The organism is Arthrobacter oryzae, assembly GCF_037911235.1.
GTDB lineage: Bacteria > Actinomycetota > Actinomycetes > Actinomycetales > Micrococcaceae > Arthrobacter > Arthrobacter oryzae_E.
The window spans coordinates 137,118-151,014 of record NZ_JBBLYW010000071.1 but is presented as its reverse complement, the minus strand read 5'-3'; the positions used below and the strand labels follow the sequence as shown (position 1 = coordinate 151,014).

The following is a 13,897-nucleotide window of genomic DNA, read 5'->3' as shown; positions in this document are numbered from 1 at the left end:
AGCGGGGGACGTTCTCCGCTCTGCGGGCCGCCGTGTTTGCAGAGAAAATCAGAGTCACATAAAGGAATGCAGCCATGGCAACAGGCACAGTTAAATGGTTCAACGCCGAAAAGGGTTTTGGCTTCATTGCCCCCGATGACGGATCAGCTGACGTTTTCGCCCACTATTCGGCGATCGCTAGCAGCGGCTACCGTTCACTCGATGAGAACCAGAAGGTCGAATTCGATGTGACGCAGGGTCCGAAGGGCCCGCAGGCAGAGAACATCCGCCCTCTCTAAAGGCTTAGGGTTACGGTTCCCGGCACCTAGCCGGACCACCCTGCACCAACAACAGCCCCTCCGAGCCATCCGGTTCGGAGGGGCTGTTGCGTTCCCGCCGGAGGTGGCAAGCCGGACATGCCTATTGGCCGGCGTGCCGGGTGCCGGGTGCCGGGTGCCGACAATGGTCAGGGGTGGGTAAGGGCCCAAGCCGCAATTGCAAGAATGATCAACTTCATAACTCCCCCAAGTCAGGGGCTATCCCCGTCGTGCTTAGATCTAGCCGTGAGGTGCTCTGAAGAGGACTGGTCCCAGTAGGCGTTCGACCATCGACTCTGGCTTGTGCGGTCGTCGAGGGCGCCCCAGGTTGCCTTGTCGGGCCGAGACTTGGGTCAGCTAATCCGCTCAGCCAACGCCACGATAATTCCCTCCGGACCGCGCACGTAGGCCATACGCCACGCATCCTCGTACCGGCCGATGCCGCCGACCAGCCCGTATCCCTCCGCGGCCAGCCGATCGACGTGAGACTGGAGATCGTCAACTTCGAAGGACAAACTGCGCAGTCCGAGTTCGTTTGCCATGGCGGCGGGCGATCCGGGATCGGGATCGGGCCGGATAAAGCTGGAAAGCTCCACGCCTGTACCTCCGTCAGGCGTTCGCAACATGACGATCTCTGTGCGGGAGCCCGGGATTGCTATGACCGTGTCAATGAACTCACCCTCTACGAACGTCCGGCCCTCGATTTCGAGCCCGAGTCCCACGAAGAATGCCGTCACCCTGTCGAGGTCCTGAACAGTCACGCCAACGTGGTCGAACCGCATGACTCGTGTCATGAGCAACACCTCCAAATGCTCGCTTCAGAACGGCCCAAGACGGAGTTTACGGCAGGCTGTAGTGATCGCCGAACATCTCGATGGTGGCGTCGTCCGGGCACACCCACCGCGGCTCATACGCTTCGTCCATAGTGCTTGCAATCCGCCACCGCCAGGTCCTACAGCCTCGAGAAGCGGTTGCAAACCACAAGCGGAAGGAGCCCGGTGCTGAGGCAGGTCGCGGATGGTGTGCTGCTCCACGAGAGCGAGTTCTGCCAGAGCAACACCGTTGTTGTGCACGGCTTCTCGACGCATCCTCATTGGGATCATCTGCTCTGGCACGTTGGGCTCGGCGCGGCGCCTCGTTACGGCACCGCGCGCTGCGCGGCTACTGCCCGGGATCGACTGTCGGACGGCGTCGATTCACGCCGGCTCGGCATCCCCGAGCAGGTACCGCTGGACCAGCTCGGCCTCATTACCGGCCTGCCTGCCGGGATGGCACAGATTCCTTGGGATGGCCCTCATGTCCGGATTATCGAGCATCAAGCGCGTGCCCCGGGTCATGCGGTTCTGTTGCTTGAGGAACGCGGGGTTCTCGTCGCCGGAGACATGCTTTCTGATGTCTTGATTCCGATGCTCGACTTGAACGACACCGCTGACCCGATCGAGGACTACCTCGCCGCGCTGCTGCTGCTCGAAGGGAGTGGCGGGCGACGTCGATGTCCTCGTCCCTGGCCACGGGTCCATCGGCGGAGCTGATCAGGTACGCGCACGGATCGACCAGCCACGGAACGCCCGGCTAACGATCCGCAACCGTTGCAGTCCGGCCCGCTCGCGGGGCACCATCGATACATGACCAAATACCTCATCTCCTTCCCGAGCGAAGCCATGGTTGTCACCGCCGAGGAGTTCCCCGTCGTCGTCGCCGAATCCCATGCTGTGATCGCGGAGGCGAAGGCCGCCGGCGTCTACGTATTCGGCGGCGGGATCGACGAAGCTGTGGACCCCGTGCTGGTCTCGGCCGACGGTTCCGTGAGCACCGGGACCTACCCGGGCAGCGAGCTCAAGGGCGGGTTCACCGTGCTGGAGCTGCCCACGCGGGAGGACGCGGTCGAGTGGGCGAGGAAGATCGCGGCGTCCTGCCGTTGCCCGCAGGAGCTCCGAGAGTTCATGTACGACCCGGAGAGCTAGCTGTGCTCGTCTTCGTCCCGGACTGTCCCGTGTCCCGGACGCGTCCGCGGCACCAGAGTCGAAACGGTCTTCCCGGATAGCAACTCCGAGCACATGTTCGGTGCCAATGCGATGGATCCGTCGCTGCGTCCGGCCGCTGCTCGGGCTGGTTACGACCAAGGCAGAGCCCTTGCCGAGCAGCTCACCGAGTTCTGGCGCTGACGCCATGGCAACATGGGGGCATGACTCCTGCTCGCGGTATTCCCGGCTTCTTCCGGCGTCCCCACCCCATCAAGCCAAAAGCCGGTCAAGAATCGGTGTGGGACTACCCGCGGCCGCCAAGGGTCGAGCCGCGATCGGAACGGGTTATCGTCCGGCTTGGCGGTCAGGTGATTGCCGACACCACCGATGCAGTTCGCGTCCTGGAGACGAGTCATCCGCCTGTCTACTACCTGCCATTGGACGCATTCCCTGCCGGTGCACTAGTCCCGGTCGAGGGCACGAGCTTCTGCGAGTTCAAGGGAGAAGCACACTACTTCGACGTCGTTGCCGGCGGAGTCGTCGTTCCCCGTGCCGGGTGGACCTACCCGGAACCCACCCGGGGTTTCGAGGCACTCAGCACCCGAGTGGCCCTCTACCCGGCTCACATGGATTCCTGCGAGGTCGACGGCGAGCAGGTGACCTTCCAGGAAGGTAACTTCTACGGCGGTTGGATCACCAAGCAGATCGTTGGTCCGTTCAAGGGTGGTCCGGGCACGGCCGGGTGGTGAGCACGTCGCTCTTGCGCCGTCACCAACCGCCGCGCGTCGGCGTATGTCCCCTTCGGGCATCCTCGGGCATTGCCATTTCGGCCCGCAGGCCGAGGAGTCGGATCGGACGGCCCGCTTCGATTGCGGCTGCTAGGTCCAAGGCCCGTGTGAGGATTTCGTTCCGGTCGAATGTCTCGGGAATCTTCCTCGCGTGGGTCTTGGTGAAGAAGGGCGCGTACCGAACCTTGAGGGTCAGCCCAACCACGGGCCGTCCTTCGGCCACAACATCCTCAAGGACACGCGCTGTCAACTCCCTCACGGCGTCGTCCACCTGGGCGGGCTCGGTCAGGTCCCGCTGGAAGGTCGTCTCCCGGCTATGCCCGCGGGCAACCCATGGGGTGTCGTCCACAACGCTGGCGCCGTCCCCGCGTCCGAGCCCCGCGTACCAAGGGCCCATCTTGGGGCCGAACTCCGGGACCAGGTCTTGGGGGTCGCACGCGGCGAGCTCGGCGACTGTGTTGATGCCGAGTTTGGCCAGTCGGCCCGACACTTTGGTTCCGACGCCCCACAGGTCCTTGGTGGGCCGGCTGCCCATGACGTCCAGCCAGTTCCCGGCAGTGAGACGGAAGACGCCGGCCGGCTTGCCGAAACCGGTGGCCACCTTGGCTCGGACCAGGGTGTCGCCGATGCCCACGCTGCAATGCAGCTGCGTTCGCTCCAGGACAGCGGCCTGCACCTGCCGGGCGTAGGCCTCCGGATTCTCTGTCTCGGTGCCCACAAAGGCTTCATCCCAACCGAGCACCTGCACGGTGGCGCCGGGCTGCGCGCGCAGGGTAGCCATGACCGTTTCAGATGCCGCGAGGTAAGCCTCCTGATCAACGGGCAGGATCACAGCGTCGGGCACTTTCCGGGCCGCAATGCGTAAGGGCATTCCTGAACCCACGCCGAACGCCCTGGCTTCGTAGGATGCGGTCGACACCACAGCTCGTTCCGTGGGGTCGCCCCGGCCGCCGACAATGATCGGCCTGCCAGCAAGCTCCGGCCGCCGGAGCACTTCGACCGCCGCGATGAACTGGTCGAGATCGACGTGCAGCACCCACCGGATTCCGCTCACGCCACCAGTCTGCCCTAAACATCCCGAGCAAGCATCGGCTCTCCGCCAAACCTGGCCGCTGAGCCTGCGGGTCGGAGACGAGAGTGTCCCGTTGAGGGTTCGATGGTGCGAGGATGATCTGATGACGCCAGGTGTCGACCTACTTCTGCAGGGACCTCGGGGGCGTCGCCTGTGTCTCGAGGTTGCGATGCAACTGGATCCGGATGTCAAAACGCTCGTGTTCTGGTTGGGGTACGAACTCGATACTGGGACCGGGACGTCGAGGATCCTACTGACAGCCGGCGCCTCCGGTGGCACTGCGGGTCCGCTCGCCGCTCCGTCACCCGAGCAGCTGGCGGCAGGGCTCGCTTCGTTGGACTTCGCCAACCTCGAAACAGAGCTAATCCAGGCGGCTCTTGAACGGTCCGTTGACACTGCACGGTATTGGCAGGAGCCTGACGGAGAAGATGTCCTCGCCGGACTCCCGATCATCAGCGCCGCCCTAGCCCCCATTGCTGAACAGCTCATCGCAGAACCCGGCATCCAATGGTTCTGGCAGTCTCGTAGCGTCCAGCAGTGGGCCATCGACTGGCGGCCGGCAAGCGACCCGGCACCGCTGCCCAATGATCCGCGACAAACGTTGACAAAGTGGGGCAGCAAGGAACGTGCCGAAGAAATACGAGCTGCGCGCGACCGCCCGCTCGACCCTCGCGCGAACGTGTCAGGCACATGGTGGTCGGTCCCGCACGGGCTGATCCATACCGCTGGGCGAATCCCTGCCGCGCTGAACCTCGTGGAAGATTCCTTGGGATGGGAGCATGCCACCACCGTTCCAATTCGGGGAGCGGGCCGGACGCTTGAGATCCGCACAGCAGAAGACTGGATATCGCTGTGCCGCAAGTTCCCGATTGAAGTCACCGCATCCCGACGGCACGACTGGTTTCGCGCGACCGGACGCCACGGCCGATGGGTGATCCCGGATTGGGAAAAAGTCGCGGGCGAATGGGACGCCGCGCACCTCACAGTCCTCGGTTACCTCAGCGGCGCTACGCGCGCACTCCAGATCGACGCCGAAACTGCAACGGTCATCGCCGGATGGGCCCCCGACACTACACTCTGGCTCACGGACGTCGCACGCGAATCCGATGACCCCCGGCAGACATGGCACCGCACTTCCCAGGGCGATCCCTGGATACGGGTGCTGCACTAGACGCCTCGGCGGCATTGCCTGAGTCCAACGCTCCGAAAACGCCGCCCGCGCAGCACTTCCTCACGTTATCCTTGGTCCCAACTCGTTTGCCAGGAGGCCGCATGCCGTACATCGTTGACTTCGAGAACGTTTCCACAGTCGGACTGGAATCGTCTCCCGTCGCCGAGGCCCTTGCCGGGTTACGCGCCAACGAGGGCCGCTACTACCGGAACAAGTATGACCACGTCTTCACTGTGAGCCCTGCAAGCGAGGTTCCGGAGGTGGTCGAGCGGGTGAGCCGCATCCTCAAGGACGAGCGCGACATCGTCATCGGCTCCCGCCCGCTCCAAGCGACCGCCTTCGAAGTGGACGGCTTGCAGATGGCTTACGTGTTCTACGAGTCCGGGCTGTCGGTCAATGTCATGTACAGCATCGACGACGGCGGTAAGCGTGCGGTCGGATTCAAGCTCGCCGAAGGCATGGAGATTCCGGAGGAACTGGCATCACGCTTCAAATTCGCTCGCCAGAAGTCGAAGCTGGCAGGCGTTATCCGCGGTTCCTTCTTTGTGATCAAGGGCGAGTACTGACGAACCGGCGTCGAGAGCCGGCCTTAGACGACTGGTCCTAGTCGGCCTCATCCTGCGAAGCTGCGGCATGCCTTCCGGACGGCGCTCTCCTGATAACGGGTAAAGCTGCAGTGTCGAAAAACTGGTAATCCGTCGCGGGAACTCGGATTGTTCCGGCGGCTTCTGCTTTCTCCCGGATGAAATCGTGGTCGGCCCGGGACAGTACAACCTGCCCGTGCTGATCACGCTCAATGTCCTCGTGGGCTTCCTTGCTGATTTTGCTCGACATAGTACGGGGCAAAACCAGGCATCCCGGATTTTCCAGAAGCCAGGTCCGGGTCTCGGAGTCGAGGCCGTCCCACTCGTCCTTGAGGCTCATACGCCTGCGTACCCTTCCATTCCGGCTTGTCTTGAGGTGAATTCCGTACCAGATTACGCCTGTGGTCGAGCGGTTGACAGTGCTTTTGCGCCGCCCCTAAGCGCCTCCCAGTGGTCTCCGTCCCTTGCAATGGGTCTTGCGCTCAACCATGTCAGACCGACGAAACTTCCGTCCGGGCGTCGGGGGCGTGCCCGCCCGGCGAGGCGGTAATCGGCGGGCGGGGTTGCCCATCCCGGCGTTTTTGAAGTTCTTCGGTGGCCAGTTCGAACCATGTTTGGGCGGAAAACGTGGGGTTCGGGGAGTCCAGGTGCCGGTATAGCGCGTCGGTGAGTTGTTCCAGTGCACGATCCGAAAGGGCGTGGACGGTCGTGCCCGGGTCCAAGGTTCCGTCGTAGAACTCGGAAAACCCTTCTCCGTCGGCGATCGCGCGGTCCTCGGTGCACCGGCTGATAACGCAGCCTGCGGCATGGGCATCATCCCCAGGTACGGCATCGAGTTCCGCCAGGACTTCCCCGTCGGCGCCGACATGCAGCAGGCAGATGGGCAGTTCCTGCGGTTCCACCAGAGTCACGGGGATTTCGTTCGGGCCGGACAGACCGTTGGTACTCGCGGTGACGTGAGAACGAGGGATTTCCAGACGCCGGAGTGCGAGCAGCACACCCGGATCCAGATGGGTGGCCCGGCTGAGGTCAAGGACGAGTGTGCTGCCCGCGGCGATGCGGGCGGCACCGCGAAGGTTCCGGAACAGGTCGGGGTAGTTCTCCTGGGTCAGGCATCCCCTGGCGTCGACGTTGATCTGCCCGGTGCGCGGGTCCACGCGGTCGGTCAGGTGCAGTTTGTGGTCCACGGATTCTCCAATAGACATGTCCGGGAGCCACTGCTTGACTCACCTCAAACGATACGAGAAACGGCCCCAGCCGACAACGGCGGGCAAAACTCACCCCCGGAGAAGGCGGTTGCAATCCTCCACTTGTTAAAGGGGCCGCGGCCCCTTTAACAAGGAGAACGCATGAACATTGAACCCACCAACCCCACCGGCAAGAACCCGCCCGAGCAGTTCGCCGGCGATGTGTGGCTGGACCCCATCGCTCTTCCCCACGAAGCCAGTGAAGCTAGCAGGTGTTCACGGCGGGGCCGAAGAGATAAAGCCGGACTCGTAGGCGTGGATCACGGCCTGGGTGCGGTTGCGGGCTCCGAGCTTCCCCAGAACCGCGCCGACGTGCGTTTTGACGGTCTCCACGGTGACGAACAGTTCGCCGGCGATCTCGGCATTGGACATCCCGCGTGCCATCAGAAGCAGCACACCCCGCTCACGCCTGCTCAGGCGCTTGACTGAGTCAGGCTCCGTACCGGCACCGAAGGAACCCACCAGCCGCCGGATCGCGGCCGGAAATAGGAGCGAATCCCCCGCGGCGACGGTGCGCACCGCCTGCACGATTTCGTCTGGCTGGGAGCGCTTGAGCAAGAAGCCGCTGGCCCCTGCGCGCAGCGCGGCGTAAACGTACTCGTCGTTCTCGAACGTCGTCACCACCAGCACCTTGGTCGGATCAGCGGCCGCCATCAGGCGCTGGGTGGCCGAAATGCCGTCGATCCGTGGCATCCGCACGTCCATCAGCACCACGGACGGACGTAGTCGTGCCATTAGCGCCGGCACTTCGGCCCCGTCTCCGGCCTCGCCCACCACATCGATGTCTTCGGCGCCGGCGAGTACCGCCCGCAGTCCGCTGCGCACCAGCGGCTCGTCATCGACCAGCAGGGTGGTTATCGCCATCGTCGCGCCCTCGTCGGCACAGCGGCCAGAAGCCGCCAGCCGTCGTCGGTCCTTCCGGCCTCGACGCGCCCGCCCAGCAGCTTCATTCGCTCGCGGATCCCGTCCAGGCCATGGCCGCCACCGCGGCCTCGGAGCGCCCGCGGGAGGCGGCCGGCCACATTCAGTACCTCCGCCGTCAGCTCATCGCCGGCGACGGCCAGCCGGACTTCAGTCGGCACCGCGCCGCTGTGCCGTTGCACATTGGTCAGCCCTTCCTGGATGATCCGGTAGACCTCACGCGAGAGGACCGCCGGAACGGCTGCGAGGTCCCCTTCGACGATGAGTGTGACCGGAAGGCCCGCCTTGCGGTGCGAAGCAACAAGCGTCTCCACATCACCGAGACCTGGCTGCGGTGCACGCGCGGTCACGTCCTCGCGGAGAAGTCCAAGAAAGGTGTCGAGCTCAGCGGCGGCCGTCCGGCCGGTCTGCTCGATGGCCAGCAGGGCCTCCTCGACGAAACCGGGGTCGCTGCGCAGCACGGTGCGGGCCGCGCCTGCCTGCAGGGTGGTCACCGTCAGGGCGTGCCCGATGGAGTCGTGCAGCTCGCGGGCCAGCCGGTTGCGCTCGGTGAGCTCGGCGGTCCGCCGTTCCAGCTCGGCCAGTTGTGCAGCCGGGCCGGGACCGAGCAGCCACGGGGCCATGCGTGCCGCGGCCGCGCCCGCTCCCCAGATTGCGGCCAGCATCATCACGACCAGGAAGGTAGCGAGGAACGGCACCCATTCGTCGGGAATCGAGATCTCGCGGTCCCCTGCCGGGACGACGGCGTCCCCGCGGTTCCATGAGGACAGCATGAGAATGACCGTCGTCGGCGTGAGCACCGAAACCAGCGAGATGGCTGCGCCGACAATGGTGTGCAGCAGATACCACGTTGCCGTTCGTCCCCGTTCCTGCCAGGTGTGCGCCGGGGTGATGACGAGGCCAGCCGCCGCGCCGCCAAGCAGCACGGGCGCCAGGGTTCCCTCAAGCGTGCGGACAACGGGCAGCAATGAGGTGGCTGCGATCGCGAGGAAGACAACCGCCGTCATCACGGGGACGAAGGCGCCGTCAGCTGTCTGTGCCAAGGACGGCGCAGCCAGCGGCACTGCCATGCCCGCGAAGATCGCGTACGGCGTGAACAGCGCTCCTCCGAGCACCAGGAACAACCATCGCCGCCAGAGAACCCCCACGTCGTCCAGTCTGCCACGACGCCTGCGTTGTCCGCCTCCCTCTTCAGGGGGAGCGCGATGGCCCGTTCGGGGGATCCGGACCGGCCGGACCGTGGGCAGACTGGACAGCATGAACACCGATGCAGCTCGCCCAGGACTGAACGCCGACCCACTGTCCACGGGGCCGGTCACGTCACCATTGCTGAAAATGCGTCGCATCAGCGGTTATGGTGTCGCCATCGCAGTGATGCCATACCTCGCGATCAAGATTCTCTGGACCTTCGGTCTCTTCCTGCCGACCGAACAAATGGGCGAATCCAGTTGGCGCACGATCAATGCGGCAACCGTGGTTCTGGCCGTAGTCGCCATCATGCTGGCGATGGCGTTCTGCATGCCGTGGGGTGAGCGGCTGCCCGCGTGGTTAGTGGTCCTGCCTGTCTGGGTGGGAACAGGCTTGATCGTTCCCATGGTCCTGCTGGCACCGGTGCTGGGCCCTGCCGCCATGGCCAAAGACAATGCGGCCGGCGCCGCCGGCATCTGGGCCTACGAACAGACACTCATCATGGTGTCCTTGGTCGGGGTCGGCATCGGTTTGCCGCTCTGCCTGGCCGGGTACGCCAAGGCGAGGTGGCCGGAGGCACTTGGGGGCAGGACGCCCTGCACGGAACCCGCGGGAAACACCCGGCAGCTGCAAGTCACCCTCGCAGGGCTCGCCGCGGGCGGCTGCGTCCTGCTCGCCGTGACCAAGGTTTACTGGGCGACGGGCGGCACCCTCGGCATCGATCCAACCCTGCTGGCTAAACGCGATGTGTGGTGGCACCTCCTGTCATTCAGCACCGGCGCGTGGGCGCTCGCGGGGGCCTGGGGCGTGCTCATGCTGGCCATCCGCCGCGGGTCGCGCCGGTTCCTGCCACCTATGGCGGCTGCGTGGACCTCGTCGGGAGTCCTCTTTGCCCAGAACCTCTACAGCAGCCTGTCCGCCACCCGCGCCGACGCGCAGCCCTCTCCCGAGTACCCGGTGGCGCGCGTCCTGACCGGCGAGGCCGGCATCGTCCTGGGAGTGATGATGGGGATGACCATCCTGCTGGTGTTGCATGACCGCCGGCGCGCCCTGGGTGGTCAGCCCTGATCCGCGGAACGCCCGTAGCAAGTCCACTCGATGGCTATTTAGAAGCGCTGTACCGTTTTAATTGCGAAGGCCCGTCTGTCCCCCATAGGCGGGCCTTCGTTATTCCTGGCGCTGGTTCCTGGTGTCGATTTAGCACCGGGCCCGGCCTTTTTCAGAAAGCCGATGCAACGAGCGCGATCAGTGCCGGCACCGTGGCGGCCAGGGTCCCGGGGATGCTGTCGCCCTTCCTGGGGTAGTGCCCCAGCGCGTCGGCCAGAGCCATGGTGGATCCGCCCAGGACCATGTAGGCGCAGCAGTACGTCACCAGGGTCCGCCCCACGACGTCGTTGCCGGTGTTCAGGGCCACGAGTCCTGCGATGACCCCCAGGGCTATGAGGAGATTCCGGAAACCGACCGGGATAGCCCACATCATGACGGCCCGGACATTTTCGGCGGGCGTACTCAGGAACCTCTGCACTGCCGGCCGGCGCAGGAAAAACGCCTCAAGGGGAAAAACCGCGATATAGATCAGGGCTGCAAGAAGGGCAAACAGCTGGGATACGGCGTTCATGGTCGAAGAATACGTCGGTCATCGAGCGCACTCCCATCCCCCGCGAAGGGGTACCGCCGGCCTCCAAAGATCCCCCGCCGAGGGGATTGCAGTCCCCCTTCGGCGGCGGATACTGGAAGCATGTGGGCAGATCGCGCAGAACGAGCCCGACGCGAGATTTCAGCGATGGCGGCCACCGGCATGGGTGTGGCTGACCTGCACGCCGCAGCGCTCGCCGTCGTACACCAGACGGTGCCGTTCCAGCAGGCCTGCTGGGCCGGCGTCGACCCCGACTCCCTGATCATGACGTCGATCACCAACTGGCCGCCCTGGCCCGCACCGGACGAATACGCCGCACGCTTCGCCGAGACCGAATACGCCGGGACGGAGCCGAATCCCTTCGCGGAGTTGACCCGGCGGCCGCTGCCCGCCGCACGCCTGTCTGATGCGCCCCACCGTGACGTTATCAGGAGCGTGCGGCTCAACGACCTGCTCCGTCCCCAGGGCCTCGAGCACGAACTGCGTGCTGTGTTTCGGAGCGACGACGCGTGCTGGGCCGTGGGCGGCCTCTTCCGCGAGCCGGGTCCGGACTTCACTGACCGGGAAATGGAATTCCTGACTTCCATCGCGGCGTCCCTGGCCGCGGCCACGCGGGTCGCGGTGCGCCTGGAACGGCACGCGATGCGCGGACCGGACGGTCCGGTGATCGTGCTGGTGGGACCACGCGGTGAGTTGCGCGCCGCCACGGAGGCAGCTGCCAGCTGGCTTGCGGAGTTGGACGATCAGGCTCCCGGCCGTTTCAGCATCACACTTTATGCCGTGGTGGCTGCCGCGAAGGCGGCTGCGTCCGGGACGGCCCGCATGAGGATGCGCGACGCCGGTGACAACTGGGTGGTGCTCCAGGCCAGCCGGCTCATCACCGGAGACGATCCCGGGCAGATGGTGGTCACGGTGGAACCCGCAACCACGCACGAAATGGCCGGCCTGCTGCTCGCTGCCTACGGTGCCACGGCCCGGGAACGGGATGTGTGCCTTCAGGTGGTCTCCGGCTCGACGACGGCGGAAATCGCCGACCGCCTGTTCATCTCTCCGCATACGGTGCACGACCACCTGAAGTCCCTCTTTGACAAGGTGGGAGTGGGAAGCCGGGGCGAACTGGTCGCGAGGCTGCTCGGCTGAGCGCGTCCGGCCGGCGACGGCCGAGCAGCCTCGGCCCCGGCGGGGCCCCGGTGAGGGCTACCGGCGCCCGTACCACTGAAGCACGCGGAGCGCCCTGAGGGTGTTCCACCGGCTCGGGTGTCCGTCACCGTCCTCCAGGGCGAAATGGACTCGGCCGGGGTGGGTGTTTTCCAGCAGCCAGGTGCCATCAGGCTGCTGTTTCGAGCTCAGCATCTCCACCGCCTCGGCGACCCGTTCGTCCGGGCGGTTGCCCGCGGCGCGGAAGTAGTCGAGGCCGCGCAGCGCGTCGTAAAACCAGCGGGGCGGATATGAAAACTCCAGCCAGTCACTGTCGATCAGTTCGCCCGTGGTCTTGCGCCGAAGGAGTCCGCGTTCCAGCAGGTAGTCCTCGGCACGCTGCCGCGCAGCGATTGAGCCCGGTGATCCTCCGGTGGCGTGCTCGTGCTCCAGCAGCCCTTCGAGCACGTTGATGGTTGTCCCGAACGATGAACGCACCGAGCCGCGTTCGGCCTCGCAGTTCCATCCGCCGTCGGCGAGTTGCTCCCCGAGCAGGCGCTGCACCACGCCGTCGACGTCTTCGCCGAAGTAGGCGCCAAGCGCCACCGCCATGCCGTTGACGCACGGCTCCACTTCTCCGTCGAAAAAAGGCTGGTCTCCTTCCTCCCAGCGGCTGTTTTCGCGAACGCGCGCGACGGCGGTGCGGGCCTTCCCGCTGCGGGGGTCGAGCCCGAAGTCACGCAGCAGCAACAGGCTGTAGGTGGTTGCTGTCCACGGCTGGCCCGGCTCCGATTCGTCGAACTGCGCCGGGAAGTAAGTGCCGCCGTCCCACTGGCCGTCTTCGTCCTGCAGCGCCAGTAGGCGGGCACCCCAGCCCCGGGTTGCGACGAGGGCACGTTCGGCCTGCACTTCCGCAGGCGGCGCGTCCGTGAGGTCGCGTAGGACCTGCCAGCGGATCGCCGGGTCAGAGTCGAGCAGCCAGTCGAGCGCCTCCATCCCCACAAGCTAGCACCAGGGGAGCTAACGCTCCAGCTTCGGCCGCTCCGACGTCCAACCCTGCTGGTGGAACCGCTCAAAGCCGTCCAGGAGAAGATCCAGCGCAAACTCGAACTCAAACTGATCGTCGCAGCCCTGCGAGACCACCGAGCCGTCGTCGTGATTGGCTGCCATGGCGACCTGCAGAATGTTCGGATACCGCCTTGCCATTTCCTGCATCATGGCTGCCTGCATTTCAGGCGGGAGGTCAGCCGGCATACCGCCGGCCGAGTCCTCGAACAACTCCTGGGTGAACCCCCACATGCGGCTGCCGAGGGCATGCATCACGTGATGGGTGAGATCGACGGAGAAGCCGCCTGCCAGGAACATCCCGATGAACGAGTCCATATACCCGAGAACCGCTGGCGTCCTGGTGGTGCGGGACTCAAGCACCTGGCGGGCCCACGGATGCCGCAGCAGGGATTGCCTCGCCGAGAGCACCCTGAGCCGCACCGCGCTCTTCCAGCCGGAATCGCGGACGGGAGGATCGATTTCGCCAACAATAACGTCGACCATCCCATCGAGGAGTTCCTCTTTGTTGGCGATGTGCTTGTACAGCGCCATCGGCACCACACCCAGCTCCTGTGCCAGCCGCCTCATGCTGAGTGACTCGATACCCGCCTCATCGGCCAGTACGACGGCGGCAGCCAGCACACGCTCCCGGTTGAGCGGGATCCGGCGCGTGGCTTCCGCCTGCTGAGTCATGGGGGCACCTTATCTGGCCGATACTTGTCAACGAGTGTACTCCGTACACCGGTTGTGCGGGCAGCAAAAAGCGGCGGGACCATGTGGTCCCGCCGCCGGCTGCGTTCAGCTAACGCTACAAGGCGCGCACGTCGCAGTGTGCCAGTTCAAAAC

Annotated in this window: 17 protein-coding genes and 2 pseudogenes; 10 read left to right on the top strand and 9 right to left on the bottom strand. The window is 65.3% G+C overall.

Translation table 11 applies throughout. The features are described 5' to 3' along the window. The first annotated feature begins 74 nt into the window (after nucleotides 1-74). A complete protein-coding gene (locus WMN78_RS20785; RefSeq protein WP_013599688.1) occupies nucleotides 75-278 on the top strand; it encodes a cold-shock protein in 204 nt (67 codons plus the stop codon). 371 nt (nucleotides 279-649) lie between these two features. Here the strand turns inward: WMN78_RS20785 and WMN78_RS20780 are convergent, their stop codons facing one another. Beyond that, nucleotides 650-1,090 carry a VOC family protein gene (locus tag WMN78_RS20780; RefSeq protein WP_340535637.1) on the bottom strand — a complete coding sequence of 147 codons (441 nt, stop codon included), beginning with the start codon at nucleotides 1,088-1,090 and terminating at the stop codon, nucleotides 650-652. A gap of 204 nt (nucleotides 1,091-1,294) precedes the next feature. On the opposite strand from WMN78_RS20780, the gene WMN78_RS20775 reads away from it, so the two are divergent. From WMN78_RS20775 to WMN78_RS20760, 4 genes and pseudogenes are all read left to right on the top strand, one after another. Next, entirely contained in the window at nucleotides 1,295-1,828 is a 534-nt protein-coding gene (locus WMN78_RS20775) for an MBL fold metallo-hydrolase (RefSeq protein ID WP_340535636.1), read from the top strand. Nucleotides 1,829-1,921: 93 nt separating this feature from the next. After that, nucleotides 1,922-2,260 carry a transcription initiation protein gene (locus WMN78_RS20770; protein WP_340535635.1) on the top strand — a complete coding sequence of 113 codons (339 nt, stop codon included), beginning with the start codon at nucleotides 1,922-1,924 and terminating at the stop codon, nucleotides 2,258-2,260. Nucleotides 2,261-2,299: 39 nt separating this feature from the next. Then, nucleotides 2,300-2,461: pseudogene (locus WMN78_RS20765) on the top strand (patatin-like phospholipase family protein); the annotation flags it as partial. 20 nt (nucleotides 2,462-2,481) lie between these two features. Next, a complete protein-coding gene (locus WMN78_RS20760) occupies nucleotides 2,482-3,009 on the top strand; it encodes a DUF427 domain-containing protein (protein ID WP_340535634.1) in 528 nt (175 codons plus the stop codon). 19 nt (nucleotides 3,010-3,028) lie between these two features. Here the strand turns inward: WMN78_RS20760 and WMN78_RS20755 are convergent, their stop codons facing one another. Beyond that, nucleotides 3,029-4,084: a DNA polymerase IV gene (locus WMN78_RS20755; protein ID WP_340535706.1), complete on the bottom strand. Its 1,056-nt coding sequence runs from the start codon at nucleotides 4,082-4,084 to the stop codon at nucleotides 3,029-3,031. A 139-nt stretch (nucleotides 4,085-4,223) separates the two neighbouring features. Here WMN78_RS20755 and WMN78_RS20750 point away from each other — a divergent pair, with 139 nt between their 5' ends. Continuing rightward, entirely contained in the window at nucleotides 4,224-5,291 is a 1,068-nt protein-coding gene (locus WMN78_RS20750) for a hypothetical protein (RefSeq protein WP_340535633.1), read from the top strand. 101 nt (nucleotides 5,292-5,392) lie between these two features. Beyond that, the gene (locus WMN78_RS20745) at nucleotides 5,393-5,857 is read left to right on the top strand and encodes a phage tail protein (protein ID WP_340535632.1); all 465 of its coding nucleotides are present in this window, start codon (nucleotides 5,393-5,395) and stop codon (nucleotides 5,855-5,857) included. A gap of 37 nt (nucleotides 5,858-5,894) precedes the next feature. Here the strand turns inward: WMN78_RS20745 and WMN78_RS20740 are convergent, their stop codons facing one another. Then, complete coding sequence (locus WMN78_RS20740; protein ID WP_340535631.1) at nucleotides 5,895-6,215, bottom strand: hypothetical protein; 321 nt, start codon at nucleotides 6,213-6,215, stop codon at nucleotides 5,895-5,897. Nucleotides 6,216-6,366: 151 nt separating this feature from the next. Continuing rightward, the gene (locus WMN78_RS20735; RefSeq protein WP_340535630.1) at nucleotides 6,367-7,080 is read right to left on the bottom strand and encodes a hypothetical protein; all 714 of its coding nucleotides are present in this window, start codon (nucleotides 7,078-7,080) and stop codon (nucleotides 6,367-6,369) included. Nucleotides 7,081-7,224: 144 nt separating this feature from the next. On the opposite strand from WMN78_RS20735, the pseudogene WMN78_RS20730 reads away from it, so the two are divergent. Beyond that, nucleotides 7,225-7,326: pseudogene (locus WMN78_RS20730) on the top strand (cupin domain-containing protein); the annotation flags it as partial. A gap of 12 nt (nucleotides 7,327-7,338) precedes the next feature. On the opposite strand, the gene WMN78_RS20725 reads toward WMN78_RS20730, so the two are convergent. Then, complete coding sequence (locus tag WMN78_RS20725; RefSeq protein ID WP_340535629.1) at nucleotides 7,339-7,986, bottom strand: response regulator transcription factor; 648 nt, start codon at nucleotides 7,984-7,986, stop codon at nucleotides 7,339-7,341. Then, nucleotides 7,977-9,191 (bottom strand): sensor histidine kinase, encoded by a 1,215-nt coding sequence (locus WMN78_RS20720; RefSeq protein ID WP_340535628.1) that lies wholly within the window; start codon nucleotides 9,189-9,191, stop codon nucleotides 7,977-7,979. The genes WMN78_RS20725 and WMN78_RS20720 overlap by 10 nt, the downstream gene beginning before the upstream one ends. A 109-nt stretch (nucleotides 9,192-9,300) precedes the next feature. Between WMN78_RS20720 and WMN78_RS20715 the strand changes: the two genes are divergently transcribed. Next, entirely contained in the window at nucleotides 9,301-10,299 is a 999-nt protein-coding gene (locus WMN78_RS20715; protein WP_340535627.1) for a hypothetical protein, read from the top strand. A 151-nt stretch (nucleotides 10,300-10,450) separates the two neighbouring features. Here WMN78_RS20715 and WMN78_RS20710 read toward each other — a convergent pair whose 3' ends face one another. Next, on the bottom strand, nucleotides 10,451-10,849 hold the full coding sequence (locus WMN78_RS20710) for a DUF1304 domain-containing protein (RefSeq protein ID WP_340535626.1): 399 nt from the start codon (nucleotides 10,847-10,849) through the stop codon (nucleotides 10,451-10,453). 120 nt (nucleotides 10,850-10,969) lie between these two features. Here WMN78_RS20710 and WMN78_RS20705 point away from each other — a divergent pair, with 120 nt between their 5' ends. Next, nucleotides 10,970-12,007: a helix-turn-helix transcriptional regulator gene (locus WMN78_RS20705; protein ID WP_340535625.1), complete on the top strand. Its 1,038-nt coding sequence runs from the start codon at nucleotides 10,970-10,972 to the stop codon at nucleotides 12,005-12,007. A 57-nt stretch (nucleotides 12,008-12,064) separates the two neighbouring features. Here WMN78_RS20705 and WMN78_RS20700 read toward each other — a convergent pair whose 3' ends face one another. Further along, nucleotides 12,065-13,000: a hypothetical protein gene (locus tag WMN78_RS20700; RefSeq protein ID WP_340535624.1), complete on the bottom strand. Its 936-nt coding sequence runs from the start codon at nucleotides 12,998-13,000 to the stop codon at nucleotides 12,065-12,067. Nucleotides 13,001-13,024: 24 nt separating this feature from the next. Further along, a complete protein-coding gene (locus WMN78_RS20695; protein ID WP_340535623.1) occupies nucleotides 13,025-13,744 on the bottom strand; it encodes a TetR/AcrR family transcriptional regulator in 720 nt (239 codons plus the stop codon). Nucleotides 13,745-13,897 lie beyond the last annotated feature (153 nt).